Source organism: Ruegeria sp. AB9 (assembly GCF_056542585.1).
The window spans coordinates 113,767-136,531 of sequence record NZ_JBQGAA010000007.1; the positions used below are offsets into that span (position 1 = coordinate 113,767).

Annotated in this window: 30 protein-coding genes; 16 read left to right on the top strand and 14 right to left on the bottom strand. The window is 56.4% G+C overall.

The genetic code is table 11. The features are described from left to right. Positions 1 to 21 precede the first annotated feature (21 nt). Positions 22 to 927 carry an oxygen-dependent tRNA uridine(34) hydroxylase TrhO gene (gene trhO, locus ACR0K5_RS15425; protein ID WP_480630541.1) on the top strand — a complete coding sequence of 302 codons (906 nt, stop codon included), beginning with the start codon at positions 22 to 24 and terminating at the stop codon, positions 925 to 927. A gap of 65 nt (positions 928 to 992) precedes the next feature. Then, positions 993 to 1,502, top strand: coding sequence for a potassium channel family protein (locus ACR0K5_RS15430; protein WP_480630542.1), 510 nt, complete (start codon positions 993 to 995; stop codon positions 1,500 to 1,502). A gap of 7 nt (positions 1,503 to 1,509) precedes the next feature. On the opposite strand, the gene ACR0K5_RS15435 is transcribed toward ACR0K5_RS15430, so the two are convergent. Then, positions 1,510 to 1,839, bottom strand: a complete 330-nt coding sequence (locus ACR0K5_RS15435; RefSeq protein WP_480630543.1) for a hypothetical protein — start codon at positions 1,837 to 1,839, stop codon at positions 1,510 to 1,512. Between the two features lie 186 nt (positions 1,840 to 2,025). On the opposite strand from ACR0K5_RS15435, the gene betB reads away from it, so the two are divergent. Beyond that, positions 2,026 to 3,480, top strand: coding sequence for a betaine-aldehyde dehydrogenase (gene betB / locus ACR0K5_RS15440; protein WP_480630544.1), 1,455 nt, complete (start codon positions 2,026 to 2,028; stop codon positions 3,478 to 3,480). 210 nt (positions 3,481 to 3,690) lie between these two features. On the opposite strand, the gene ACR0K5_RS15445 is transcribed toward betB, so the two are convergent. Genes ACR0K5_RS15445 through ACR0K5_RS15465 form a run of 5 tightly spaced genes read right to left on the bottom strand, consistent with a single transcriptional unit; the run spans position 3,691 to position 8,301 of the window. Then, entirely contained in the window at positions 3,691 to 5,823 is a 2,133-nt protein-coding gene (locus ACR0K5_RS15445) for a hypothetical protein (RefSeq protein WP_480630545.1), read from the bottom strand. After that, entirely contained in the window at positions 5,820 to 6,689 is an 870-nt protein-coding gene (gene motA / locus ACR0K5_RS15450) for a flagellar motor stator protein MotA (protein WP_480630546.1), read from the bottom strand. The genes ACR0K5_RS15445 and motA overlap by 4 nt, the downstream gene beginning before the upstream one ends. Before the next feature lie 47 nt (positions 6,690 to 6,736). After that, complete coding sequence (locus ACR0K5_RS15455) at positions 6,737 to 7,321, bottom strand: MotE family protein (RefSeq protein WP_480630547.1); 585 nt, start codon at positions 7,319 to 7,321, stop codon at positions 6,737 to 6,739. Continuing rightward, positions 7,318 to 7,794, bottom strand: a complete 477-nt coding sequence (locus tag ACR0K5_RS15460) for a hypothetical protein (RefSeq protein WP_480630548.1) — start codon at positions 7,792 to 7,794, stop codon at positions 7,318 to 7,320. Before ACR0K5_RS15460 ends, ACR0K5_RS15455 begins: the two co-directional genes overlap by 4 nt. A gap of 9 nt (positions 7,795 to 7,803) precedes the next feature. Next, entirely contained in the window at positions 7,804 to 8,301 is a 498-nt protein-coding gene (locus ACR0K5_RS15465) for a flagellar basal body-associated FliL family protein (RefSeq protein WP_480630549.1), read from the bottom strand. Positions 8,302 to 8,420: 119 nt separating this feature from the next. On the opposite strand from ACR0K5_RS15465, the gene fliF reads away from it, so the two are divergent. From fliF to fliP, 4 genes are read left to right on the top strand one after another with little or no spacing between them, the layout of a single operon-like run. Beyond that, on the top strand, positions 8,421 to 10,004 hold the full coding sequence (gene fliF / locus ACR0K5_RS15470; RefSeq protein WP_480630550.1) for a flagellar basal-body MS-ring/collar protein FliF: 1,584 nt from the start codon (positions 8,421 to 8,423) through the stop codon (positions 10,002 to 10,004). Then, positions 10,004 to 10,600 carry a FliH/SctL family protein gene (locus ACR0K5_RS15475; RefSeq protein ID WP_480630551.1) on the top strand — a complete coding sequence of 199 codons (597 nt, stop codon included), beginning with the start codon at positions 10,004 to 10,006 and terminating at the stop codon, positions 10,598 to 10,600. The genes fliF and ACR0K5_RS15475 overlap by 1 nt, the downstream gene beginning before the upstream one ends. Further along, positions 10,593 to 10,880, top strand: a complete 288-nt coding sequence (locus tag ACR0K5_RS15480; protein ID WP_480630552.1) for a FliM/FliN family flagellar motor switch protein — start codon at positions 10,593 to 10,595, stop codon at positions 10,878 to 10,880. Before ACR0K5_RS15475 ends, ACR0K5_RS15480 begins: the two co-directional genes overlap by 8 nt. Next, positions 10,880 to 11,608 carry a flagellar type III secretion system pore protein FliP gene (gene fliP, locus ACR0K5_RS15485; protein WP_480630553.1) on the top strand — a complete coding sequence of 243 codons (729 nt, stop codon included), beginning with the start codon at positions 10,880 to 10,882 and terminating at the stop codon, positions 11,606 to 11,608. Before ACR0K5_RS15480 ends, fliP begins: the two co-directional genes overlap by 1 nt. A 101-nt stretch (positions 11,609 to 11,709) precedes the next feature. On the opposite strand, the gene ACR0K5_RS15490 is transcribed toward fliP, so the two are convergent. Together ACR0K5_RS15490 and ACR0K5_RS15495 are read right to left on the bottom strand one after the other, a co-directional pair. Beyond that, positions 11,710 to 12,309, bottom strand: coding sequence for an MlaC/ttg2D family ABC transporter substrate-binding protein (locus ACR0K5_RS15490; protein ID WP_480630554.1), 600 nt, complete (start codon positions 12,307 to 12,309; stop codon positions 11,710 to 11,712). After that, positions 12,299 to 13,069 (bottom strand): MlaA family lipoprotein, encoded by a 771-nt coding sequence (locus ACR0K5_RS15495; protein WP_480630641.1) that lies wholly within the window; start codon positions 13,067 to 13,069, stop codon positions 12,299 to 12,301. Before ACR0K5_RS15495 ends, ACR0K5_RS15490 begins: the two co-directional genes overlap by 11 nt. Before the next feature lie 345 nt (positions 13,070 to 13,414). On the opposite strand from ACR0K5_RS15495, the gene ACR0K5_RS15500 reads away from it, so the two are divergent. From ACR0K5_RS15500 to ACR0K5_RS15515, 4 genes are read left to right on the top strand one after another with little or no spacing between them, the layout of a single operon-like run. Continuing rightward, complete coding sequence (locus ACR0K5_RS15500) at positions 13,415 to 13,870, top strand: RidA family protein (RefSeq protein ID WP_480630555.1); 456 nt, start codon at positions 13,415 to 13,417, stop codon at positions 13,868 to 13,870. Further along, positions 13,867 to 14,634, top strand: a complete 768-nt coding sequence (locus ACR0K5_RS15505; RefSeq protein WP_480630556.1) for a glycerophosphodiester phosphodiesterase family protein — start codon at positions 13,867 to 13,869, stop codon at positions 14,632 to 14,634. The genes ACR0K5_RS15500 and ACR0K5_RS15505 overlap by 4 nt, the downstream gene beginning before the upstream one ends. 45 nt (positions 14,635 to 14,679) lie before the next feature. After that, positions 14,680 to 15,867 carry a GNAT family N-acetyltransferase gene (locus tag ACR0K5_RS15510; RefSeq protein ID WP_480630557.1) on the top strand — a complete coding sequence of 396 codons (1,188 nt, stop codon included), beginning with the start codon at positions 14,680 to 14,682 and terminating at the stop codon, positions 15,865 to 15,867. Further along, positions 15,864 to 16,157, top strand: a complete 294-nt coding sequence (locus ACR0K5_RS15515; RefSeq protein WP_298851785.1) for a 4a-hydroxytetrahydrobiopterin dehydratase — start codon at positions 15,864 to 15,866, stop codon at positions 16,155 to 16,157. The genes ACR0K5_RS15510 and ACR0K5_RS15515 overlap by 4 nt, the downstream gene beginning before the upstream one ends. Here the strand turns inward: ACR0K5_RS15515 and ACR0K5_RS15520 are convergent. The 4 genes from ACR0K5_RS15520 to ACR0K5_RS15535 all read right to left on the bottom strand — a co-directional run bounded on the left by ACR0K5_RS15520 (position 16,154) and on the right by ACR0K5_RS15535 (position 17,678). Continuing rightward, positions 16,154 to 16,462: a hypothetical protein gene (locus ACR0K5_RS15520; protein ID WP_480630558.1), complete on the bottom strand. Its 309-nt coding sequence runs from the start codon at positions 16,460 to 16,462 to the stop codon at positions 16,154 to 16,156. The two genes, ACR0K5_RS15515 and ACR0K5_RS15520, sit on opposite strands and share 4 nt — an antisense overlap. Before the next feature lie 24 nt (positions 16,463 to 16,486). Then, the gene (locus tag ACR0K5_RS15525; RefSeq protein WP_480630559.1) at positions 16,487 to 16,834 is read right to left on the bottom strand and encodes an EF-hand domain-containing protein; all 348 of its coding nucleotides are present in this window, start codon (positions 16,832 to 16,834) and stop codon (positions 16,487 to 16,489) included. A gap of 11 nt (positions 16,835 to 16,845) precedes the next feature. Further along, positions 16,846 to 17,091, bottom strand: a complete 246-nt coding sequence (locus ACR0K5_RS15530; protein ID WP_480630560.1) for a glycine zipper 2TM domain-containing protein — start codon at positions 17,089 to 17,091, stop codon at positions 16,846 to 16,848. 101 nt (positions 17,092 to 17,192) lie between these two features. After that, on the bottom strand, positions 17,193 to 17,678 hold the full coding sequence (locus tag ACR0K5_RS15535; RefSeq protein ID WP_480630561.1) for a redoxin family protein: 486 nt from the start codon (positions 17,676 to 17,678) through the stop codon (positions 17,193 to 17,195). A gap of 99 nt (positions 17,679 to 17,777) precedes the next feature. Here ACR0K5_RS15535 and ACR0K5_RS15540 point away from each other — a divergent pair, with 99 nt between their 5' ends. From ACR0K5_RS15540 to ACR0K5_RS15555, 4 genes are all read left to right on the top strand, one after another. Further along, the gene (locus tag ACR0K5_RS15540) at positions 17,778 to 18,989 is read left to right on the top strand and encodes an NAD(P)/FAD-dependent oxidoreductase (RefSeq protein WP_480630562.1); all 1,212 of its coding nucleotides are present in this window, start codon (positions 17,778 to 17,780) and stop codon (positions 18,987 to 18,989) included. After that, entirely contained in the window at positions 18,986 to 19,543 is a 558-nt protein-coding gene (rsmD, locus tag ACR0K5_RS15545; protein ID WP_480630563.1) for a 16S rRNA (guanine(966)-N(2))-methyltransferase RsmD, read from the top strand. The genes ACR0K5_RS15540 and rsmD overlap by 4 nt, the downstream gene beginning before the upstream one ends. Positions 19,544 to 19,632: 89 nt before the next feature. Beyond that, positions 19,633 to 20,268 (top strand): HAD family hydrolase, encoded by a 636-nt coding sequence (locus tag ACR0K5_RS15550; RefSeq protein WP_480630564.1) that lies wholly within the window; start codon positions 19,633 to 19,635, stop codon positions 20,266 to 20,268. 25 nt (positions 20,269 to 20,293) lie between these two features. Next, positions 20,294 to 20,473, top strand: coding sequence for a hypothetical protein (locus tag ACR0K5_RS15555; RefSeq protein WP_480630565.1), 180 nt, complete (start codon positions 20,294 to 20,296; stop codon positions 20,471 to 20,473). Here the strand turns inward: ACR0K5_RS15555 and map are convergent. Further along, the gene (gene map, locus ACR0K5_RS15560; RefSeq protein WP_480630566.1) at positions 20,461 to 21,273 is read right to left on the bottom strand and encodes a type I methionyl aminopeptidase; all 813 of its coding nucleotides are present in this window, start codon (positions 21,271 to 21,273) and stop codon (positions 20,461 to 20,463) included. The genes ACR0K5_RS15555 and map overlap by 13 nt on opposite strands. Before the next feature lie 229 nt (positions 21,274 to 21,502). Here map and ACR0K5_RS15565 point away from each other — a divergent pair, with 229 nt between their 5' ends. Next, a complete protein-coding gene (locus ACR0K5_RS15565) occupies positions 21,503 to 21,988 on the top strand; it encodes a hypothetical protein (protein ID WP_480630567.1) in 486 nt (161 codons plus the stop codon). 64 nt (positions 21,989 to 22,052) lie between these two features. Here the strand turns inward: ACR0K5_RS15565 and sfsA are convergent, their stop codons facing one another. After that, positions 22,053 to 22,757 carry a DNA/RNA nuclease SfsA gene (gene sfsA / locus ACR0K5_RS15570; RefSeq protein WP_480630568.1) on the bottom strand — a complete coding sequence of 235 codons (705 nt, stop codon included), beginning with the start codon at positions 22,755 to 22,757 and terminating at the stop codon, positions 22,053 to 22,055. Between the last annotated feature and the right edge of the window lie 8 nt (positions 22,758 to 22,765).

Sequence of the window (22,765 nt, forward strand, 5' to 3'; positions counted from 1 at the left end):
CTGCAGGGGTAGATCGCGCATATGTATACAATCGCTGCTCTGTATCACTTTACCCGTTTTCCGGACCCCACCGCGCTGCGCGACCCGTTGCTGGATCTGTGCCGCGCGCAGTCTGTCACGGGCACTCTGCTGCTCGCTCACGAAGGGATCAACGGCACCATCGCTGGCCCGCGTTCCGGGATCGATGCCGTTCTGGCACATATCCGATCCTTGCCGGGTTGTGCCGGTCTGGAGTGGAAAGAAGCGACCTCGGACCATCCGCCTTTCGGCAAAATGAAAGTGCGGCTGAAGAAAGAGATCGTGACAATGGGCCAACCGGATATCGATCCACGTGCCCGTGTCGGCAACTATGTCGATCCGCAGGACTGGAATGATCTGATCCGTTCTGACGATGTGGTGCTGATCGACACGCGCAACGATTACGAAGTGGCTATCGGCACGTTTGAGGGCGCAATAGACCCTGAAACAGCCAGTTTCCGCGACTTTCCGGCCTGGTGGGAAGACAACAAGGACCGGTTTCACAACAAGCGGGTCGCCATGTTCTGCACGGGCGGTATTCGTTGCGAAAAATCAACCAACTATTTGTTGGGGCAGGGGGTCGAGGATGTTTATCACCTCAAAGGTGGCATCTTGAGGTATCTGGAAGAAATGCCTGCGGAAGACAGTTCTTGGCAGGGCGAGTGCTTTGTATTCGACAATCGCGTTTCTGTTGGCCACGGTCTCGTTGAAGGGCCACATAAGCTCTGCCACGGTTGCCGTCGCCCGATCCTGCCCGAGGATATGAAACGCCCCGAATATGAGCATGGCGTCTCATGCCATCAATGCATCGACGAGACGTCCGAGGCTGACAAATTGCGCTTTCGCGAGCGGCAAAAGCAGATTCTGCTCGCGCGGGATCGGGGTGAGGCGCATCTGCGGCAGGACTGAATTCGGGTTGCAGGCTTTAGCGTTAGGTTGGATTATCACTCATTAACCAGCTTGAGAGGGCGTTCGTGCACCGCAAACCCACCACTTTGGACGAATGGAAATCGACCCTGCTTGCAGCGTTGGGACTGGTTCTTGCAAGCTTTCTCGCCTGGTACGGCCTTTCGCGCCTGAACGAAGCGACCGCGGGCGACACGATCGGCACAATCGCATCGGTTGGCCTGTTGATCTGGCTGGTGTCGCAGTCCTGGTACTACATGACACAGGTGAAGTCGCCCCGCAGGCTTTTGTTTTTGATGGGCGTGTCGTTCATTCAAGTCGTCCCGTTCCTGTTCGCCGCTGTCTACGGGGCCTTCGGATATAACGACCACTGTGTCATCGGTGCGCACGGTCCGGGAGATATTCTGTATTTTTCCTATGTCACCTTCACCACAGTCGGATATGGAGACATGTCGCCGACCGGCTTGTGTCGCGGGTTGGCTGTGTCCGAAGCCGTGACGGGATACATCCTGCTAGGAATGTTTGTTGCGGCAGCAGTTGCGCTTTACGCCCGCAACCACAATCAGGAAAGACCCTAATTAGGGGTTATTTGTTGTGATCGATCCAGCGAGACATCATTTTCTTGTCACGGAAACACTCGGACGGGATCGGGCGGCGTTTGCTGCGTGATATCCGCTCGGCAAAGGCGACCTGCTTACCTGTCGGGTAATTGTCGAATTGCGAGGTTCCACGCGGTTTGTGGGCCGAAATCCAGTCGGACAACAACCGCCGGTCGCGTTGCGCCTCGACCGGAATTTCAAGGGCTGATTTCTCGGCTATCGCGCGCGCATACCGCATTTGCCGGTCGGTCACTGGCAGCAGGTGGTAGTCGTTATTCGGCCCATTCAGGGCTGCGAGACGTGTTTGCGGGGCCATCGGTTTATCCTCTGACTGTGTAGAACATAAATAGAACATTGGCCGAAAATTTCAAGGTTTGGGGGCGTTTCAGGCAAAAAACCGCCCTTTCGACGATTTTATTGACTGGTCAATCAATAACCGATAGGCCGATTTTCAAATGACCACTTGTCCCGCCAAAACGGGTGAGAAAGAAAAGGACACGGTATGAAGTTTCAGCCCAAAGCCAGCCATTTTATTGACGGCGAGTATGTTGAAGATACGAACGGCGCAGCCATTGATGTGATCTACCCCGCGACGGGAGAGGTGATCGCACGTCTGCATTCAGCAACGCCGGCGATCGTCGATAAGGCTCTAAACAGCGCGAAAAACGCTCAGGCGGCCTGGGCGGCCCTGTCCGGCACCGAACGTGGCCGCATTCTGCGACGCGCGGCTGATATCATGCGCGAACGCAACTACGACCTGTCCGTTCTGGAAACCCATGATACCGGTAAACCGATTCAAGAAACCACTGTGGCCGATGCCACCTCGGGCGCTGATGCACTGGAGTATTTTGGGGGCCTGACGGCCTCGTTGACCGGTGAACATATCCCGCTGGGCGGCGGTGATTTCGTTTATACCATCCGCGAGGCGCTGGGCGTTTGCGTCGGGATCGGCGCATGGAATTATCCCACTCAGATTGCCTGCTGGAAAGGTGCACCGGCACTGGCCTGCGGCAATACGATGGTGTTCAAGCCTTCGGAAACGACGCCCCTCTCGGCGCTGAAAGTAGCCGAGATTCTGGTCGAGGCAGGTGCGCCCAATGGCGTCTACAACGTAATTCAGGGCTATGGGGATGTAGGCGCTTCGCTGGTCACTGACTCGCGTGTGGCAAAGGTTTCGCTGACGGGTTCTGTTCCGACGGGCCGCAAAGTCTATGCTGCTGCGGCGGAAGGCATGAAGCATGTTACAATGGAGCTTGGCGGTAAGTCCCCGATGATCGTCTTTGACGATGCCGACATCGAAAACGCGGTTTCAGGTGCGATTTTGGGTAACTTCTACTCATCGGGTCAGGTCTGTTCCAATGGTACCCGGGTCTTTGTACAGAAAGGCATCAAAGAGGCCTTTCTGAAGCGCCTGTCCGAACGTCTGGCCAACGCAAAAATCGGCGACCCGATGGACGGGGATGTCAGCTTTGGCCCGATGGTCAGCGAAAACCAGATGAACATCGCGCTAAGTTACATCGAAAAAGGCAAAGCCGAGGGCGCGCGACTGGTTTACGGAGGCGAACGAATAGACGGAGACGGTTTTTACATGCAGCCTACTGTATTCGCTGACGTGACCGACAACATGACCATCGCACGCGAGGAAATCTTTGGGCCCGTCATGTCGGTACTGGATTTCGAGACCGAGGAAGAGGTGATGGCTCGCGCCAACGACACCGAGTTCGGCTTGGCTGCAGGCGTATTCACCAATGATCTGACCCGCGGACATCGTATCGTGGCCGGGTTCGAGGCAGGCACCTGTTATATCAACACCTACAACCTTGCCCCGGTCGAGGCACCGTTTGGTGGATCGAAAATGTCCGGCGTTGGACGCGAGAATTCGAAACTGGCAATCAACCATTTCTCGGAAATGAAAACCGTCTATGTCTCGATGAACGACGTTGAGGCTCCGTACTGACGCAAAGCCTTTGATCAGCTGTTATTGATACGTCTGCTCCCGGTGTCTGACGTCGGGAGTAGAGAAAAAGCCCGACCAATTGATGGCGGGCTTTCCCGCACTGGCGGCATCAATGACTGCCCGCGTAGCAGTAGAGTTTGGCACATGATGTGGGCGCGCCGAAGCTGTGAAGTGAGTTTACGGGTATAGCCTGGACAATCGCTGCGCCTGTTACTCTATCCCAACGACGCTCAGCATCTCATCGATCTGCTCACGAGTTGTCTGGCTGTCCTTCAACAGGTTTTCCGCGTCCGCCAGCGGTGTCTCTGGCAACCGCATCGGCGGGTCCAACAGTGCTTTGGCCGTTCGACTCAATGACGCGTACTTCCCGTCCGAAGATTCGAGCCTGCCATCAGAAAACCCGGCCAGCCAGAAATAGCGGTTTGCCGCTTCGTTTTGTTCGAGGCTGCGGAGCAAATCGCCTGCGGCCGCAAAATCCTCTGTTGTGCTTAAAGCTTGCGCCCGTAATGCAATTGCATCCGCTGAGTCGTCCTCGGCCAGCTCCAATAGGGCTTGATGAGGACGCTCCGACAACAGAGCTGCCCGAGCGCGCAATCGGGCCCGATCCGAACGCCGCGTCAGATCTTCCGTTCTGTTAGCCAGCGCAAAGGTCTGCGTAGCAAAGCCAAGAGCAGCAAGGCGTTCCGCCAACGCAATTGCAGTATCGGTTGACAATACAGTAGCCATGTCCGTCCGCATTACCTCCATTGTCTGGCGTAGAAAGGTCACATCGTCCGATCTTTCGGAAAGCAACTGCAAATGCCGATTGAGGGCGGTGTCGCTATCGGGCCCAGTCGGCAGTGTTTCGATCACGTCGAACGCGCGGTCAAATTCCTGGCTCAGGCTCAAAGCGATCGCATGAGTGCGTTTCATCATCGGGCCCAGTTCCGACCGCCTGAATTCGACCGCATAAGATGCAGCCAAATCAAGTTCCTGGGAAGAAACTGTTTTGCGGTCTGACCAGCGGTTTTCGACCAGACGTGCCAAAGCTAGGGGAGCCTCTGTCGCGGCCTCGGTTGAGGCAATAACTTCGGTTAGCAGTACTTCTTCACGTTCACTGTCACCTTCCGCTTCGGCAACGCGGGCCTTGGCTTGCGCGACACTTGGTGTTGCTACCGGTTCAATCCGGTCGACCGACCGAATGATTCTGCGTGCAGCCTCCAGCTGCCGCGCATTCACCAGTGTTTTTGACAACCGCGGCCCAAGCTGGCGGCGCAGATGATCCGGCAGTCTTGCATAGGCTTGTTCGATGGCCTTGATGTTCGCGTCGGGTGACAGTTCCTCTTCGGACAACACTGCCCAAAGCGCAGCGTCGCTGTCACACCGCTGCAGTCCGTTGAATGGGTTCGACGGAAGCGCTGACCGGTCATCAACGACCCGCGCAATTGCTGCAATCGATTTAGCGCTCTCTGGCGGTGTCTCCAACAACTTCAAAACACCCAGTGCTTCGGTGCCAAAGCCGTGTGAGGCGTAGAGCTTAGCCAGTTTTAGAGCCTTTTCACCGTCAAGAATGTCAAATTCCTTGTACAGCTCTGCGCGGAGAGCTGACATTTGGTCAGGAAGGGGAGATTCCCCGGACCATGACGCAAAATTCAGCCCACCGGTCGAGATGCACGCAGGTGTAGGATCGATTGGTTGCAGCTCAGCGTTCAGAACGCTCTGCAATTCGTCCAAAACCGTGGTCAGACGTAAGTTCGAATTCAACCGGGGTGAGACCGCTCTTGTATCGGGTGAGGCGGTGTTGCGTGGCCCTACGGGCGCCAGCTGCAAGTCAAGCAACTTACGATCGGTTCCTTGCAGAAGACGGGTAAACAGCTGGTCCGTTATCCCCTGCTCTGTCATTGTGAGCAGCGGCAGTTTCAGCCCTGTGCCACCGGACGGTGTGACCTCGGCCGTTCTTCCGTTTGTGGGTGGAGGTATATCTTCAAGAAGCGACGGCAATAAAACTCCCGGCGCGATGTCCAGTACGATCATCGAATCCCTGTATAGAAATGCCGACGCTACGCAATTGCATCCAAACTCCATCTCCAATGCGCTGCCGGGCTTTGTCTGTGACAAAGAAGCCAGGCGGTTTGTGTTCAAACGCCCAAAAACCGAGTTGGTCTGGAACGTTATGTCGTCCAAGGCAATTGTAAGGCTTGCGCCGTTTTTACGTTGCGCCAGCACCCAGCCAGTTTCCGGTGGCACGTTGAAAACCAGACGTGTGTATCCGTCATGTTCTCCGGATCGCACCGCCACTTCCTGAGCGGTCGCGACCGTTGCTGCCATGCCCCAAGCCGCGATCAGAAATCCGATACGGTTCATGCCGCAGCCTGCTTGAGCTCTTTTAATGCGTCCTCCAACTCGGAAAAGCCGGGGCGGTTATGCGTTGGGGTATTCTGGCGTCCGACCTCAATACACATGGCGGCATTATGATTATGCAGATTGGCGACCAGTACTTCCTTGATCAGTTGATAGAAGTGGTTGTCTTCTTCAACAACGGTTTTCAGCTTTCCTGCGAACGGGCCAACCAGGCCATAGGCGAGAAAAACACCCAGGAACGTACCCACCAGGGCACCCCCAATCAGCTTCCCTAGTACTTCGGGAGGCTGATCGATCGATCCCATTGTCTTGATCACACCCAGAACCGCAGCAACAATCCCCAATGCAGGCAGGCCGTCAGCTACTGTTTGAAGCGCATGACTCGAGTGCATAGCATGATGAAAATTCGCCTCCATGCGCTTCTCCAGAACCTCTTCAACCTGATGCGGGTCGTCATAATTCATGGCCGCGGACCGCATCGTGTCACAAATCAGGTCGACGGCCTCTTTGTCTGATTGAATCTTGGGGTATACCGAAAACAGGCTGGAATTTCCGGGGTCTTCAATATGCTGTTCGACCTCTACAGGGTTGGAGCGGGCAATACGGATCAACGAAAACAGAAGACATAGAAGGTCGCGATAATCTTCGGGTTTCCATTTCGGACCTTTGAACACTTTTCCCATGTCTTTGATCGTGTGTTTCACGCCGCCCATGTCGTTGCTGATCAGAAAGGCTCCCACGGCGGCACCGCCGATCATCATCATTTCGAATGGAAGGGATTTCATTATGATGGTCATCTTGCCACCAGCCGCGAGGTAGCCGCCGAAGACCATTGCAAAAATGACAACAATTCCAACAATTCCAATCATTTGAGATCTCCAGGTAAGTTCTGTGCAATACTGGGAAACACGAGCGACTATTCCTGAGGGGCCGCAGCATTGCGGCCCGCTATAACGACGCTGATCGTATAGGCCGCCTCGGGACTGAGGCCCGCCAATACCCCAGCCGCTGCATCCACCGGCATGCGGGACAAGAACCCTGCGGCAAAGGTCGGGTCCATGGTTTCAAACAATGCGGCCGCGTCCTTTGGTTTCATGTTCTGGTAGACATCAGTCAGACGCGTCAGATCGTTTTCTGCCGCCTTGTCCGCTACCGCCAGTGTGGCGCGTAGGGAGTCTTCTGCGCCCTGTAGGGCCGTCAGACGCGTTTCTATGGCCTGAGCTGCGATCTCCAGTGCTTTTTCCTGTTCGCGCAATGCGTCTTCTTGCTGTCTGACGCGTTTTTCCCGACGCAGAAGCTCTGTAAGCACAACCTGAACGTCGCGTGCGTCGGCCTCATCAGACTTGCTTTGCAAGGCTTCGGGAGGCGCCGGTTTGGCGAGGGCAGGTCCCGCCTCCAAACCGACGCGGATGACGGCCGAGCCAATCAATAGCAATGAGATAACCGCAAGGACACCGTCGCGCGGACGTGAGAGGCGTTTTTCATTCCGAGCAGGACTCATCCCTGAGCCTCGCCCTGTTTGCGGTCGTGCCGGAAGAACATCAGGCCCTCCGGTGCATTGGAACGCGCCGCACTCTCAACAGCTTCGGTCGGTTCCGCTTTTTCCGCCTGCTCGACCGCCTTCTCCTCTGCAGGCTGAGATTCGTCTGAGGATGAATCTGCAATATCCGGAGCTGCCGATTCTTTGTTGGGCACAACATCGTGCATCGACGCCATCATGAGTTCCAAGCGCTGTGCCACGGTTTCAGCCTTCTGCGTCAGTGCCTTAAGCTGATCCCCTGATTGATCAGAAGCACTCCGCGCGCTTTCCAACGACTTCTTCAGCTCTTCTGCTTGGGTTGACAGCACGGCTACTGCGCCACCGACGCCCCTTTCAAGATCGGTAAACCGCCTGAGACGACGCGACAGCACAAAGCAATAGAGACCCGCGCCCAACGCACCGGCGACCAGCAATATATCTGCAATCAACTCCAATTCCGCCTCCTAACTCAGTACAAATTCCATCACCAGAACATCGCGAACGCGCCCTTCACCAACGACAATTCCAATTCGTCGCAGCAGGTGCCCCCGGATGCGCATCAATGCCAGGGAATCCTCGAGGTCCTTCAACTCTACGGCCCGCAGATATCCGTTCAGGACATCCATGATTCGTGGCTGCATTTTTTCCACATCAGCTATGTACGGCGCGTTAACTTCGAGCTGTGCGTGAAACTTCAAATGCCGCGGCCCGCCGGAATTCACTGATACGACGACCGGCGGTAGATCAATGAATCCGACATCGGCCAGCCCTTTGGCTGGTCCTTCTTTCGTCACGTCTTTATCGGCCTCGATTGCAGCTTTTCCACCTAACGGAATCACTCCGAAAGAGGTCAGGAAATACCCACCCGCAGCCCCGCCAATCGCGAGAAGAAATCCAATGACTATTCCTTTTTTTCCTTTTTTTTCGGTGGCTTCCACCTGCTCTTCGGTTGCGTCGGTCATGACGTCCTCATTCATTCGTTCTGACCCTGTCATAACCTTGCAGGGGCTAACCGATTGTTAAGGGCAATCGTCCAAACAGGGTGTGCGTCGGGCAGAATGCCGGTGAGTCGGAGGTGAGCGTGCAGCAGATTGGAACTGTCTGGGCTAGTTTGGACAAGCGTAAACAATTCATCGTCGCTGGTGCGGTTGTGCTGGTCTTTCTGGGAATTCTCGGGATGTCGCGCCTTGTGACTGCACCGTCTATGACCCTGCTTTATGCGGGTCTGGAAAATGGGGCCGCCGGAGATATCGTACGTGCGTTAGACCAGCGTGGCGTCAAATATGAAATCCGGGGCGGATCGATCTACGTATCCAGCGCGCAGCGCGACGAATTGCGAATGACCCTGGCCAGCGAGGGCCTGCCTGCAAACGGTAACAAGGGGTACGAACTGCTCGATTCTTTAAGCGGGTTTGGTACCACATCTCAGATGTTCGATGCTGCTTATTGGCGTGCAAAAGAGGGTGAACTGGCACGGACTATTGTCGGTAGTCCGCATGTGAGTCAGGCGCGTGTCCATATTGCGAACGGATCCGCCAACCCGTTTCAGCGCAGCGTGGCACCAACGGCTTCGGTTTATCTCGTGCCGTCCGGGGCCGAAGTTACCGGCGATCAGGCCAAGGCCATCCGCTTCCTTGTTGCCTCGGCTGTCAGCGGACTGACGCCCGAACATGTAACGGTGATTGATTCGAACGGAACCGTGATTGGTGGGCAGGATACCGCTGTGGCCGCCGACACTGCCGACGACAAATCGCGTCAGTTGCGAGAACGTGTTTTGCGTCTGGTCGAGGCACGTGTCGGTACTGGTAATGCGGTGGTCGAGGTCAGTGTGGATACCGAAACCAAGACGGAATCCATTCGCGAGCGGCGCTTTGATCCCAAGGGTCGTGTGGCGATCAGCACGGATGTCGAAGAACGTTCGGACAGCGCCCGAAATCAGTCATCGGATGTCACGGTGGCGTCGAATTTGCCGGATGGTGACGGGGCCAGCGGGGACGAATCCAACTCGACCGCCACCCAGACACGTGAGCGGGTGAACTACGAAGTCTCCGAGACTGAACTGGAAGTGCATACGGCACCTGGCGCGATCAAACGCCTGACGGTTGCAGTTCTGGTCAACGGGACAAGATCGGTGGATGCGTCCGGTTCCGAGACATTTACACCTTTGCCCCGGGAGGAACTGACTGCGCTTGAAGAACTTGTGGCTTCGGCAGTCGGGTACGATGCGACGCGCGGGGATGTTATCACGCTGAAATCTCTGGATTTACCCTCGGTTGAACCTCAGGGTACGCTGGTGTCGTCATCACTCTGGCAAAACACCCATCTGGACGCCATGTCCTTGATACAGATGGTTGTGCTGGCCTTGGTTTCGCTGGTGTTGGCACTGTTCGTGATCCGTCCAATTCTGACGAAGCCAACATCGACATCTGCGTTGCTGGCTGCCGGGGATGGGGCGAATTCAGGCCCATTGGCTCTGACTGGTGAAGTAGCGCCGGATGAACCGGAAGAGTTCGCGACGCTGCCCGTGGAGGGCAGTGTTCCGGTACTCGGCTCAAATGTCACGGAAGATCCTGTCGATCGATTGCGAGCAATGATCGGTGACAAGCAGGAAGAGACTGTCGAGATCCTGCGCAGCTGGCTTGAAGAAGGCGAGGAGCGGGTGTGATGTCGATTGCCCATCTGCTTGAGGATTTCACCACTCAGACCGGTACGGGACCTGTCCTGCTTCTGGATGAGGACGCGCTGGAAGAACAACGCCTCGCTGCTTTTGAAGACGGTTATGGGGCGGGTTGGGAAGATGCTTCTCAGGCGCAGGAACAAAGCCGCGGCCAGGTATCGACCGAACTGGCCAGGTCGCTTGAGGATATGTCTTTCACCTATCACGAAGCGATCGCCCGGATGACGCTGTCTCTGGAGCCCATGTTTTCCAGCCTTGTTCAGACCGTTCTGCCTGAGATGGTCGAACGCGGCTTGGCTGCCCGTCTTGTCGAACAACTCTGCGAGATGGCGCGTTCTCAGGCGGGGCAGCCGATGCAGATTATGGTGCCGCCGGGATGCGCCGAGGATGTATCGGCGCTGTTGCCGCAAGACTTGCACTCCACCCCTCAGGTTGTCGAATTCACTGAGTTGGAGCCCGGTCAGGCCCGCCTTCAGGTTGGCACAAGTCGCCGCGAAGTGGATTGCAACGCTTTGCTGATCGCAATCGCACAGATCTTTGACGCTTATGTCTTTGAGGCAAGAGAGGCTTTGTCCAATGAATGACACCCAGATTCCGAAATCGGAAAAACCCAACCCGTTCGATTCGGTCCCGATTGAAGTGACCGTTTCAGTTGGTCGCGCGCGCCCACTGATCCGCGATTTGTTGAACATGGGGGAAAATGCAGTGCTGACCTTGGATAAGCGCATCGAAGACCCAGTTGATCTTTATGTTGGGGATCAGTTGGTCGCACGCGGGTTGCTGGAGGAAATGGAAGGCGATCAGGCGGGGCAACTTTCAGTGCGCCTGACCGAGATTGCGGATTTGCAAAATGGAATCGGTTGATGCGCTATGTGATCTGGCTGGCTTTGGTGGTCGTGTTGATGCCCTCACTGGCCGCAGCCCAGGACTTGACCTTGTCTTTGGGCGAGGGCGGGTCGATTTCCGCCCGGACAATCCAGCTGATTTTGCTGATCACAGTGCTGAGCATTGCTCCGGGGCTGGCGATCATGATCACCTGCTTTCCGTTCCTGATCACTGTTCTTTCAATCCTGCGGCAAGGGATTGGCCTGCAACAATCTCCGCCTAATATGTTGCTGGTCAGTCTGGCGCTGTTCCTGACCTATTTCATCATGGACCCGGTGTTTTCCGAAGCATGGGCCACAGGGATACGTCCGATGATGGACGAAACGATGGAGGTGGAACCGGCGATGGAGCGCGCGTTAGAGCCGTTTCGTGCCTTCATGGCGGCCCGGTTGGATGCAAACACGTTCTACTCCATGGCAGCTTTGCGGCCTGGCGGCGAGGCAATGGAGCTGTCGGCACAGGCACCGTTGTCAGTTTTGATGCCATCTTTCATGCTGTCGGAAATCACGCGCGCGTTTCAGATCGGGTTTCTGATTTTCCTGCCGTTTTTGATCATCGATCTTGTCGTGGCTGCTGTATTGATGTCGATGGGCATGATGATGGTGCCACCGGCCATTGTGTCTTTGCCATTCAAGCTGGCGTTTTTTGTGATCGCAGACGGATGGGCTTTGATCGCGGGGGCATTGGTGCGCAGCTACACACCGTGATCTTGACCTTAAAACCCGGTGAACCCTACAAAAGAGGGCAGACGACTCTGCCCCACTATTGTCCAAGACGTTTTTCAACGCTCAGGTACGCATGGACCGGATTAGCCTGTCTTTTTCAGGTCTTTGATCAACTGGTTCAGGTTGCCTTTGCGGGCATCCAGCATCGCGCCGATTTCGGTACGTTCGGTCAGCAACAGATTCACACCTTCGATGAACATGTTGTAGAACTTATCGCGTCCCGACTTGTCCGACACAAGGAAAGTCACGTCAAACGGGGCTGAGCCGCGCAGTTTGACCAATGTGCGTACTTCATATCCGGCCTTGATCTTGCGGGCATTGCGCACATTTACTTCACCGCCGATGAATTCACGGAAACGACGACCATATTTGCGCGAGATATAGCTCTGAAACGCCTTGGTGAATTGCTTAAGCTGGGAAGGCGAGGCCGTTCGGGCATCTGCGCCGAGGGCATAGCGCGCCATGATCGGAACGTCTGCATATTGCACAAAGATCTTCTCAAAGTCGCGCAACATCGCGTTTTCCGACTTACCCGACGCGATAACCCGGTTGATTTCGGTGACCACGCTATTGACCAGTGCCTTGGCGGCTGCCTCGGTCTGGGCAAACGCGGTTTTCGGCACCACGGCCAAAGCCAGACCAGCTGCGATAAAGTGACGGCGGTTCAACTCGTTATTCAGCATAGGGGTCCTCGTAGGGGTCTAGATAGGGGTCCCTGACCGGGTCTGTCCCGGTTTCGGCGTAGGGGTCAGAATACAAATCCAGATAGGCGTCTTCGTCATCTCTTGCCAGTTCAAAGCGACGGTTCTGCAGATAGATCAGGCGTGCCTGTGCATAACTGTCGGCACTTTCGTAGAGTATCGAGTCCACGGTGTCCGAGAACCGACCCCGATCACCCATGCGACGCACGACTTCGGCGTAGACGCCAAGGTTGTCGACGGGGCGGGTCGGGCTGAAGTTGATCGGGTTCGAGAACAGGTTGATCACGACTCCGATAGCATCCCTTTGTGTCGATGGGCCGTAGAAAGGCAATTCAATATATGCGCCTTCACCAACCCCCCAGACGTGCAAAGTCTCGCCGAAATCAGTGTCAACGGGCGGCAGGTTAAGCTCATCCGCAGGCGCGGACAGGCCAAAGCCGCCTACGGTCATGTTGATCACGAAGCGTAGCAGCGCATTGCCCATCTGTTTCGGGTTGCCCTGAAGCAGGTAGTCGACCGCTTGTCCGGGCAGCGAGATGTTTTCAGCGAAAGTGCTGAAACTGGTGACCATAGGATCAGGAACGATTTGCACGTAACCTTTAGAGGCAGGTCGGAACAGGAACCGGTCAACGCCCAGATTAAACTTATGAATTCCCCGGTTCGTGTTTTCGTAAGGGTCAAACACTTCGCTGCGCGAGGTTTCCTCCGGAGGCGTGGTTGCGCAAGCGGACAGAACGGCCATGAGTGATAGTACAACAATGTGTTTCAGGCGAAATCTGCTCGACACGATCTTTGCTTCTCCCAAAGGCCCGGCACCTGTTCTGTCGGGCTCACAATCACAAATCACCAATACTTACACGCTGGTGTGGCACAAGTTTTTGTCACATAGTCTTTTCTGGTCTCAAATGAAACACCTTGCGTGTAACCTGTCCGTTAGGTCCGGGTAAAGTGATTGAGTATCTACAAGTCATAATAAGTAAAGATATGCTCAGGCCGCGCGCAAGCCGGAAATTGCCGTATTCCGTCTTTCCCCGACCGTACTTCCCGGATAGCGTCCGGCAGAGTCAATTAGGGAAGGACCCTCTCAATGAGCATCGCTGCAAAACTGGAAAGCCTCGGTGTCACGCTAGGCGACGCACCTGCACCAGCGGCCAACTATGTGCCTTTCGTGCGTGTGGGTAATATCGTGTATGTGTCCGGTCAGATATCGAAAACAGATGAACTGATCACCGGTAAGTTGGGTGATGATATGGATGTCGAAGCCGGAGCTGCTGCGGCGCGCGTCTGCGCCATCAATCTGCTGGCACAAGTCAAAGCAGCATGTGGTGGTGATATTGATAAACTGGTGCGTGTGATCAAGCTGACTGGCTTTGTGAACTCGACCGCAGATTTCACGGCACAGCCGCAGGTGATCAACGGCGCGTCCGACTTCCTGGTCGAAGCGCTGGGCGACGCTGGTCGTCATTCGCGTTCCGCTGTCAGTGCGGCGTCACTGCCATTGGGCGTGGCAGTTGAAATCGAAGGCATATTCGAGGTCGAATGATACCAGCGTTGCCAGCCGCGTTTCTGCAGGCCCCGATTGCTCATCGGGCTCTGCATGACATATCGGATAACCGCCCGGAAAACAGCCGGGCGGCCATTCGCGCTGCCATTGATGCCGGATACGGGATCGAGATTGATCTTCAGCTGACTTCGGACGACCGGGCCATGGTGTTCCATGATTATGACATGGCGCGCTTGACTGGTCAGCCCGGGCCGATCCGGCAGGTGTCGGCGGTCGCAGCATCCGGTGCGACCCTTCTGTATGGCGAGGATGGCATTCCAACGCTGGATGATGTGTTGGAAATAGTCGCGGGCCAAGTGCCGTTGCTGATTGAGCTGAAAGATCAGGACGGGGTGATGGGCACAAATATCGGCGCCCTGGAGCGCGACACCGTGCGCGCATTGCAGGACTACGAAGGGCCGGTGGCCTTGATGTCCTTCAACCCCAACTCAGTCGCTGAACTAGCACGGCTAGCGCCGCATCTGCCGCGCGGTCTCACAACCTGCGCCTATGAGCCCAGCGTCGAGCTTTTACCGCAAGATATCTGTGATCACTTGCGTGATATTCCCGATTTCGATCGTGTCGAGGCCGGTTTCATCAGCCATGAAGCCGCTGACCTGTCCCGCGCACGCGTGGCCGAGTTGAAAGCGCAAGGCGTGCCGATCCTGTGCTGGACGGTTCGAACGCCTGAACAGGAGGCGGAGGCTCGCAAGGTTGCCGACAATGTGACCTTCGAAGGATATCTGGCAGCGCATTCAGCTTGAACCTTGACGCCGCCGTCACAGATAAAGGGCTGGCGTGGAGGACATATGGATCAGGCACAAATCGAAATTCAGGTACTGGGTGCCCTGTCGCAAATTTCTGCGGCCGAGTGGGATGCCTGCGCCTGCCCCGAAACTGATGATGGCGGACGACCTCTTGATCCCTTTACCACACATCGCTTTTTGCTGGCACTCGAGGAAAGCGGTTCGGTTGGGCGCGGCACGGGTTGGCAGCCGCAATACCTGACGGCCTTTCTTGACGGAATCCTGATAGCGGCAGCCCCGATGTATGCCAAATCGCACAGTCAGGGTGAGTATATCTTCGACCACAGCTGGGCCCATGCCTACGAAAGCGCGGGCGGGCGGTATTATCCCAAACTGCAAATTGCGGTGCCGTTCACACCCGCTACCGGGCGGCGTTTTCTGGTGCGCCCAGGGTATGAAAGGATCGGAATGTCCGCTCTGGTACAGGGTGCAGTGCAACTGGCGGCTGACAATCAGGTCTCGTCGGTTCACGCGACCTTTTGTACCGAAGAGGAAGCATTGACCGGTGAACAGATGGGTCTGATGCTGCGCAGCTCGCAACAGTTTCACTGGTTGAATGGCGGCTATGCTGATTTCGATGGGTTCCTCATGTCCCTGTCGTCGCGCAAGCGTAAAAACATCCGCAAGGAACGGGCGCAGGCCTGCGGCTTCGGGGGCGAAATCCACACACTTACAGGCGATGACCTGCGCCCGGAACACTGGGACACGTTCTGGCGGTTCTATCAGGATACCGGGGCGCGAAAGTGGGGTTCACCCTATCTGACGCGCCAGTTTTTTGACATCGCGCAAGAGACTATGGCAGATGACATGGCCTTGGTTTTGGCTGAACGGGACGGCTGTGCCATCGCGGGCGCGTTGAACTTTATTGGCCGAGAAACTCTATTTGGTCGGTATTGGGGTTGCATAGAACATCATGCCTGCCTGCATTTCGAACTGTGCTATTATAGGGCGATAGACTTTGCCATTGCCCACGGTCTGGCCCGTGTCGAGGCCGGCGCTCAGGGCGAACACAAGCTGGCGCGAGGCTATTTGCCGACGCGCACGTATAGCTTGCACTGGGTTGGCGATCCGGGTTTTGCCGATGCGGTCAAAAAATATCTGGACGCCGAAGGCCGCGCAGTGGGAGAAGAGATCGAGATTCTGACGGATTACGGTCCGTTCAGGAAATCGAACCCGGAGGAACAGCAATGACTGAACTTTTGTCGACCGAGACCCGTGGCCCGCTGCTGGATCCGCTGTTCAAAAACGGCTGGACCATGGTCGAAGGTCGCGACGCGATCACCAAGACTTTCATTTTCGACAACTTCGTGCATGCTTTTGGCTGGATGACGCAAGTGGCGATCTGGGCCGAGAAATGGAACCACCATCCCGAATGGTCCAATGTCTACCGCACGGTCGAGGTTGTTCTGTCCACTCATGACGTGGGCGGCCTGTCAGCGCTAGACGCCAAGCTGGCCCGAAAGATGGACAGTCTTTGCTAGCGATCGTTACCTGAACCTTCGCCACCGGCAAGGGATGCGGCAGTGCCCATCTGCCTGAACTCTGTGGGTGTTACGGTTCCGTCACCGACGTCAATGGATCTTGGTATACCCGTGGTTTTGTTCCCGATCTGGCGGACACTGCGTGCAGCCGGGTTGATGTCCAGACATTTGTTGTCATAACAGGTCAGGCCGGACAGGTTGATCTGAATGCGGGCCTGCCCGTCCGATCCCGTCACAACGGGAGCTTGCGGAACATCGCAGCCCGCAGCCAGTGCCAAAGCGCCTAAACCGATCCATTTGTTCATGCCAGGCTCCTGTCTATGGCAGGCCTAGTCCAGCTGGCCGTTTTCATTCCGATCTGCCGAATCAAAATCTTCGCCCATCTGCGCATCATATTCCGCTCTTGAAACAAAACCGTCCTTGTTCCGATCAACGTTCTGGAACTGCTTTATGTCCAGAAACGGCTTGGCTTCGTCCTGACCCAGTGTGCCGTTCTTGTCTTCGTCCATGGTCTGAAACGCATAGTCTGAAAAAGCGTCGAACTCGTCCCTGGACAGGAATCCGTCGTTATTCGCGTCGATTGTGTTCAGCTCTTTTTCATGCAGTTCGGCCACGCTTTCTGCGTTTGATGCCGTCGCGAGAAATGCAGCTGCGATTACGAGAATTGCCCGTTTCATACCCAATCTCCTCAGCACGCGTATCTTTGACCTTCAAAACCACCAGCGGCAGCGCCAGCCGCGGTCAGAATGGTCTTGCCCGACCCGCCACCAAACTGGTTGCCGATTGCACCGCCGATCAACGCACCGCCCAGTGTTCCGCCAAGGCACGCAATCTCGTGCTGCCGTGCGGCTTGTTGCTGAGGGGTCGGTGCCGGTCCGCAGGCCGCAACAAGACCCCCGCCGACCAGGATGAGTGAAAATACCTTAAGTTTCATGAAAACCTCCCCAAGTTATACGTGGAGTATTCGCGTATTGGGGCGGTGCATCAAGTTAAATTGAGACCTTGTGGCCCCGGGCAGACCGGGGCCAGCAAAATTCAGATCACCTCCAGCAGACCTTCACCTGCCGAAATTTCACAGGTGCCGGGGTTTTCTTCCAGGTTCAGCGCGGTGACCTTACCGTCCTCGACCAGCATCGCATACCGTTTGGAACGTGCGATCAGGCCCACAGGAGGAGCGTCGAAATCCATGCCGATGGCCTTGGTGAACTCTGACGCCGCGTCTGACACCATGGTCAATCCTGCTGCGGTCGCGCCGGTGGATTCACCCCAGGCCTGCATTACGAACGGGTCGTTGACCGACAAACACATGATCTCTTCCACGCCCTTGTCGTCGAATTGTTTTTTCGTACGCATGAAGCTTGGCACATGTGCCGTGGTACACGTGCCGGTATAGGCCCCGGGCACTGCGAAAATAACAACTTTGCGCCCTTTGGTCTTGTCTGAAATCCGAACTTCTTCCGGCCCTTCCGCCCCCATCTGGATCAGTGTGGCTTCGGGTAGGGTGTCTCCTGTTGAAATCATTTTTTAGCTCCTGTCATTTGGATTTGCAGAATTGGGCTTAGCCGCAATATAGGTGGTCGAAACAGAGTGACCACGGGAAAACTGCAGGGTGGGCAAAACATGAGCCATATTGTCGTGATTGGCGCAGGGCAGGCGGGCGCGTCTTTGGTGGCGCGTTTGCGCAAAGACGGGTTCGAAGGAGAGATTACACTGATCGGGGCCGAACCGCATTTGCCCTACCAGCGGCCGCCCTTGTCCAAGGCCTATCTGTTGGGTGAGATGGAGCTGGAGCGCCTGTTCCTGCGGCCCGAAAGCTTCTATGCCGACAACAACATCAACGTGCGCCTGGGGCAGCGCGTGACCGGTATCGACCCCAAGGCCAAAACGGTCACTCTGGGTGATGAGGTCATCTCGTATGACGAACTGGCGTTGACCACCGGATCGGACCCGCGCCGGTTACCCGCTGCCATCGGAGGTGATCTGGACGGCGTGCACGTGGTGCGCGATCTGGCCCATATCGACGATATGGAGCCCAAAGTAACCGAAGGTGCCCGCGCGCTGATCGTGGGCGGCGGCTATATCGGGCTCGAAGCCGCAGCCGTCTGCGCCAAGCGCGGTGTCAGGGTGACACTGGTCGAGATGGCAGACCGCATCCTGCAACGGGTCGCGGCCCCCGAGACGAGTGATTATTTCCGCGCGTTACACAGCGACTACGGCGCTGACATTCGCGAAGGCGTTGGGTTGGAGCGTCTGATCGGCGAAAGCGGCACGGTTACGGGGGCTGTGCTTACGGACGGCACCGAGCTGGACGTTGATTTCGTCGTGGTTGGTGTTGGTATCGCACCCGCGACCCAACTGGCCGAGATGGCGGGGCTTGAACTGGATAACGGCATCAAAACCGACGCCCATGGCCGCACATCTGACCCGGCTATCTGGGCGGCCGGCGATTGCGCCTCTTTCCCGCATGGCGAAGGTCGCATCCGTCTGGAAAGCGTCCCGAACGCGATCGATCAGGCTGAGATCGTGGCCCAGAACATGCTGGGTGCAGCCAAGGATTATGTGGCAACCCCTTGGTTCTGGTCGGACCAGTACGACGTCAAGCTTCAGATCGCGGGTCTGAACACCGGACACGACCGCGTGGTGACCCGAAAGGGCGAGGGTCAGACCGTGTCTTTCTGGTACTACAAGGGCGACACGCTGATTGCAGTGGATGCGATGAATGATCCGCGTGCATACATGGTCGGCAAGCGCTTGATCGAAATGGGCAAGACAGCTGACCCCGAGGTTGTGGCAGACCCGAACGCGGACCTGAAACCGCTGCTCAAGGCGTGAGGATCATTGCCGGAGAATTCCGGGGTCGCGCCCTGGCCTCGGTGGGTAAGGGTGATGCAGGCGCATATCTGCGTCCCACCACTGACCGCGTGCGTGAAAGTCTGTTCAATGTGCTGACCCACCAGATCGACTTTGACGGTTTGCGTGTGTTGGACCTGTTCGCGGGAACCGGGGCGCTCGGGCTTGAGGCGCTGTCGCGGGGTGCGGCACATGTGACGTTCGTTGACGACGGGCGTGTGGCTCAGGGATTGATCCGCAAGAATATCGACCTGACCCGCAGCGCTGGTCGCACCGATCTGATCCGCCGCGACGCAACCCGGTTGGGTGGCAATCCGGGCGCGCCTTATGATCTGGTCTTTTTGGACCCGCCTTACGGGAAATCCATGGGTCAAAAAGCCGTCGCCGGGTTGGTCAATGGCTGGATCGTGGATGATGCACTGTTGGTTTGGGAAGAAAACGCCCCAATGCAGGCTCCCGCAGGCTTCGTGCTGCAAGACAGCCGCAAATATGGCGACACCCACATCGCATTGATGTGGAAAGGTGTTTCAAACTGAAGCACTCTGCGCGGTTTGCCGCTGTGCCCTGATTTGCGTTTGAAACAAGCCTTGGATACTTCGTGCCTCAGGCTAAGCGGAGGCTCACAATGCACGACCTGGTGATCTTTGATTGCGACGGTGTTCTGGTGGACAGCGAGGTGATTTCGAACCAGGTGCTGGTGGACAATCTGGAAGGTTACGACCTGCATCTGACTCTACCTGAATGCATGTCCCTGTTTGTGGGCGGAACCATGGTTGACGTGCGCGACAAGGCCCGCGCGATGGGCGCTGAACTGCCCGAAGGCTGGATAGATCAGGTCTATACTGAAACCTACGACCGCCTGCGCGCAGGGGTGCCATTGGTGTCCGGTATCGCAGACCTTCTGGAAAGACTGGAACAAAAGGACATCCCTTTTTGCGTCGCGTCGAACGGTAGCCCGGACAAGATGAAGATCACACTGGGTCAGAACGGGCTTTGGGACCGGTTTAAAGACGTGATGTTCTCGGCCCATGTGCTGGGGACAGGCAAGCCGGATCCAAAGATGTTCCAACTGGCAGCCGAGCGTTTTGGCGCAACGACACCGGTGGTGATCGAAGACAGTCATAACGGTGTCACGGCTGCGATCCGGGCGGGCATGCGGTGTTTGGCTTATGCGCCACACGGCGGCGGAGAAAAGCTGGCTGATCTGGGGGCCGAAGTGATCACGGACATGTCACAGGCGCAGGGGTTGTTGGGACTTTGACCCACAGCTGTGTTAGGGTGCAGGCATGGACCGCACGCTGACACCCCTTGTCTGGACGTTTTCCAGCGATACCGAAGCCTCAACCGGCCCAGAGCGCAAACCCATGCGCGCGCCGGTCTTCATCCACGACGCGGTTACGCCGTGGGGGGCTGAAACGATGCTGCTGAAACTCCTGCGCGAACAGGCCGCTGATCAGGACGAATAAGTCGGGTGATATTTGCCACCGGGTGACAGGGTAAAGATTTCGACCCCATCTGTCGTTACGCCCACCGAATGCTCGAACTGAGCCGACAGCGATTTGTCGCGGGTCACGGCAGTCCAGTCATCAGCCAGAGTCTTGGTTTCTGGGCGGCCCAGATTGACCATAGGCTCGATGGTAAAGAACATACCCTCTTCCAGAACGGCACCTGTACCCGGACGGCCATAATGCAGCACATTGGGTGGCGCGTGAAACACGCGGCCCAGACCATGACCGCAGAAATCACGCACAACGCTCATGCGATGCGCTTCGACATAGGCCTGAATGGCGTGACCGATGTCGCCGAAGGTGTTACCGGGCTTGACCATCTCGATGCCCTTGAACAGCGCGTCATGGGTCACCTGAATCAAACGTTCGGCTTTACGCGGCAGTTTGCCCGCCACGTACATGCGCGACGTATCGCCGAACCAGCCATCCACGATGACGGTGACGTCGATATTCAGGATGTCGCCATCCTTCAGCTTTTTCTCACCGGGAATACCATGGCAGACAACGTGATTCACGCTAATGCAGCTGGCATGCTGATAACCCTTGTAACCAATGGTGGCCGAGGTCGCACCGGCGTCTTCGACCATCTGCGTGATCAGCCCGTCAAGTGCACCCGTGGTCTGACCGGGAAACACGTGCTCGGCAATATCATCCAGAATCCGCGCCGCCAAAGCCCCCGCCGCGTGCATCCCGGCGAAGTCGCTTTGTTCATAGATGCGAATGCCGTCCTTTGTCAGGCGGCCACGATGCTCTTTCATCGACGCTAAGCTCCAAATGTTGCGCGCAGCATTCCTTTTACGCTGCTTGTGCAGAAAGTACCAGAGGGTGCAGGATCGCAGGTCGCTTGCCGGGTCAAGTACAACTTTTTTTCAACAGATCAAGGCGGCAGGTTCTCCATGCCCGCAGCCGGAGGTTCCATAGCCGTTCTCAAAGGCCCTCGTTTTTGCTAGGGTATCAGTATAGATCAAAGCAAATTTGGAGAATGCAATGGCCTATCACGTGAATCGCGAATTATTCGCGAATGTTGTCGAAGCCGCCGTGCTGGACGAAGAATTCAGAGCCAGATTATTGGATAACCCAAGTTCAACAATGAATAGCGTTGGAATGTGTATCCCTGATTATACAATTGGAGAATTCAATGAAGTTTTCCGGAATCGTGTTGATCCCCTTTTGACGGAGGCACAAGAAATTCTGCAGGCCAATATGCCGCTGTCCGCCAAAAACCTACCAAGTTTTTCCTGCGCGGCCTGTACGGTAGCTGCCTGGGCGGTCGCCGCCATAATCGTGGCCGTTGGCGCAGCAGGCCTTGTAAACCTCACATTGACGTCGGGGCCTGTCTTAGCTCTGGCAAGTTTTGTTGGGACTTCCACCTTAGCTGCGTTAACGTTCATACAATCACTCGTTGCGACCATCGGAGGCGGAATTCTGGCAGTTGCAAATGCTATTTGCACTTGGATTGGTGCGTGCCCGTAGTCGAAGAAGCTCAGACACTAACGGTTGTCAGGGTTGCGCAGTTGCTGCGAGAAATGTGCGCAGCTTAAGCTTGTTGGTGAAATGCGTTGTTCAAAGTAACCCCTTCCGGCGAAATCCGTGTCCCATATACCAAACGCTCGACGCCCTTTGCCTGAGCGGCCTCGAATGCCGCCGCATAGGTGGGATCAATATCTTCCGCCAACGCGAACCGATCACAATCGGTCCGCTGAACCAGATACAGCATGATCGCCTGGTGTCCCTGTTCCGCCATGGCCGCCAGCTCGCCCAGATGCTTTGTCCCGCGAGCCGTGACGCTGTCGGGAAACTCGGCCAGTCCGGGTTGGCGTGAGAGTGTCGCGCTTTTGACCTCGACATAAGCATCCGGCAGGCCGGGTTGTGTCAGCAGGAAGTCGATGCGGCTGTTTTCGCCATATATGACTTCGGCCCGAACCGTTTCATACTCGGCCAGTTCGGGTACCGCGCGCGCTTCCAACGCCGCTCGCAGGGCCTTGTTCGGCACCGATGTATCGACGCCGGTAAAATGCCCGTTCTCGTGATCCACCAGCCGCCACCCGTATTTCAGCTTTTTCTTGGGATCGTCATTGGGCTCCAGCCAGATCTTCTCGCCCGGTTCTGCCAGCCCCATCATCGATCCCGGATTGGCGCAATGGGCCGTCACCTCGCGTCCGTCTTCCAGCGTGCAATCGGCCAGAAAGCGTTTGTAGCGGCGGATCAGGCGGGCGGGGACAAGAGGGGTTTCAAATCGCATGGTTCAGG

Bases quoted from the DNA above. Each gene is read 5' to 3' on its own strand.
- map (WP_480630566.1), bottom strand. From the start codon at position 21,273: ATGAAAGAGCATCGTGGCCGCCTGACAAAGGACGGCATTCGCATCTAT.
- ACR0K5_RS15510 (WP_480630557.1), top strand. From the start codon at position 14,680: ATGGATCAGGCACAAATCGAAATTCAGGTACTGGGTGCCCTGTCGCAA.
- ACR0K5_RS15530 (WP_480630560.1), bottom strand. From the start codon at position 17,091: ATGAAACTTAAGGTATTTTCACTCATCCTGGTCGGCGGGGGTCTTGTT.
- sfsA (WP_480630568.1), bottom strand. From the start codon at position 22,757: ATGCGATTTGAAACCCCTCTTGTCCCCGCCCGCCTGATCCGCCGCTAC.
- ACR0K5_RS15535 (WP_480630561.1), bottom strand. From the start codon at position 17,678: ATGATTTCAACAGGAGACACCCTACCCGAAGCCACACTGATCCAGATG.
- betB (WP_480630544.1), top strand. From the start codon at position 2,026: ATGAAGTTTCAGCCCAAAGCCAGCCATTTTATTGACGGCGAGTATGTT.
- ACR0K5_RS15455 (WP_480630547.1), bottom strand. From the start codon at position 7,321: ATGAGTCCTGCTCGGAATGAAAAACGCCTCTCACGTCCGCGCGACGGT.
- ACR0K5_RS15475 (WP_480630551.1), top strand. From the start codon at position 10,004: ATGTCGATTGCCCATCTGCTTGAGGATTTCACCACTCAGACCGGTACG.
- ACR0K5_RS15565 (WP_480630567.1), top strand. From the start codon at position 21,503: ATGGCCTATCACGTGAATCGCGAATTATTCGCGAATGTTGTCGAAGCC.
- ACR0K5_RS15435 (WP_480630543.1), bottom strand. From the start codon at position 1,839: ATGGCCCCGCAAACACGTCTCGCAGCCCTGAATGGGCCGAATAACGAC.
- motA (WP_480630546.1), bottom strand. From the start codon at position 6,689: ATGATTGGAATTGTTGGAATTGTTGTCATTTTTGCAATGGTCTTCGGC.
- ACR0K5_RS15480 (WP_480630552.1), top strand. From the start codon at position 10,593: ATGAATGACACCCAGATTCCGAAATCGGAAAAACCCAACCCGTTCGAT.
- ACR0K5_RS15445 (WP_480630545.1), bottom strand. From the start codon at position 5,823: ATGAACCGTATCGGATTTCTGATCGCGGCTTGGGGCATGGCAGCAACG.
- ACR0K5_RS15555 (WP_480630565.1), top strand. From the start codon at position 20,294: ATGGACCGCACGCTGACACCCCTTGTCTGGACGTTTTCCAGCGATACC.
- ACR0K5_RS15515 (WP_298851785.1), top strand. From the start codon at position 15,864: ATGACTGAACTTTTGTCGACCGAGACCCGTGGCCCGCTGCTGGATCCG.
- ACR0K5_RS15540 (WP_480630562.1), top strand. From the start codon at position 17,778: ATGAGCCATATTGTCGTGATTGGCGCAGGGCAGGCGGGCGCGTCTTTG.
- ACR0K5_RS15465 (WP_480630549.1), bottom strand. From the start codon at position 8,301: ATGACCGACGCAACCGAAGAGCAGGTGGAAGCCACCGAAAAAAAAGGA.
- ACR0K5_RS15495 (WP_480630641.1), bottom strand. From the start codon at position 13,069: ATGGCCGTTCTGTCCGCTTGCGCAACCACGCCTCCGGAGGAAACCTCG.
- ACR0K5_RS15525 (WP_480630559.1), bottom strand. From the start codon at position 16,834: ATGAAACGGGCAATTCTCGTAATCGCAGCTGCATTTCTCGCGACGGCA.
- ACR0K5_RS15520 (WP_480630558.1), bottom strand. From the start codon at position 16,462: ATGAACAAATGGATCGGTTTAGGCGCTTTGGCACTGGCTGCGGGCTGC.
- ACR0K5_RS15505 (WP_480630556.1), top strand. From the start codon at position 13,867: ATGATACCAGCGTTGCCAGCCGCGTTTCTGCAGGCCCCGATTGCTCAT.
- ACR0K5_RS15550 (WP_480630564.1), top strand. From the start codon at position 19,633: ATGCACGACCTGGTGATCTTTGATTGCGACGGTGTTCTGGTGGACAGC.
- fliP (WP_480630553.1), top strand. From the start codon at position 10,880: ATGCGCTATGTGATCTGGCTGGCTTTGGTGGTCGTGTTGATGCCCTCA.
- trhO (WP_480630541.1), top strand. From the start codon at position 22: ATGTATACAATCGCTGCTCTGTATCACTTTACCCGTTTTCCGGACCCC.
- ACR0K5_RS15500 (WP_480630555.1), top strand. From the start codon at position 13,415: ATGAGCATCGCTGCAAAACTGGAAAGCCTCGGTGTCACGCTAGGCGAC.
- ACR0K5_RS15490 (WP_480630554.1), bottom strand. From the start codon at position 12,309: ATGCTGAATAACGAGTTGAACCGCCGTCACTTTATCGCAGCTGGTCTG.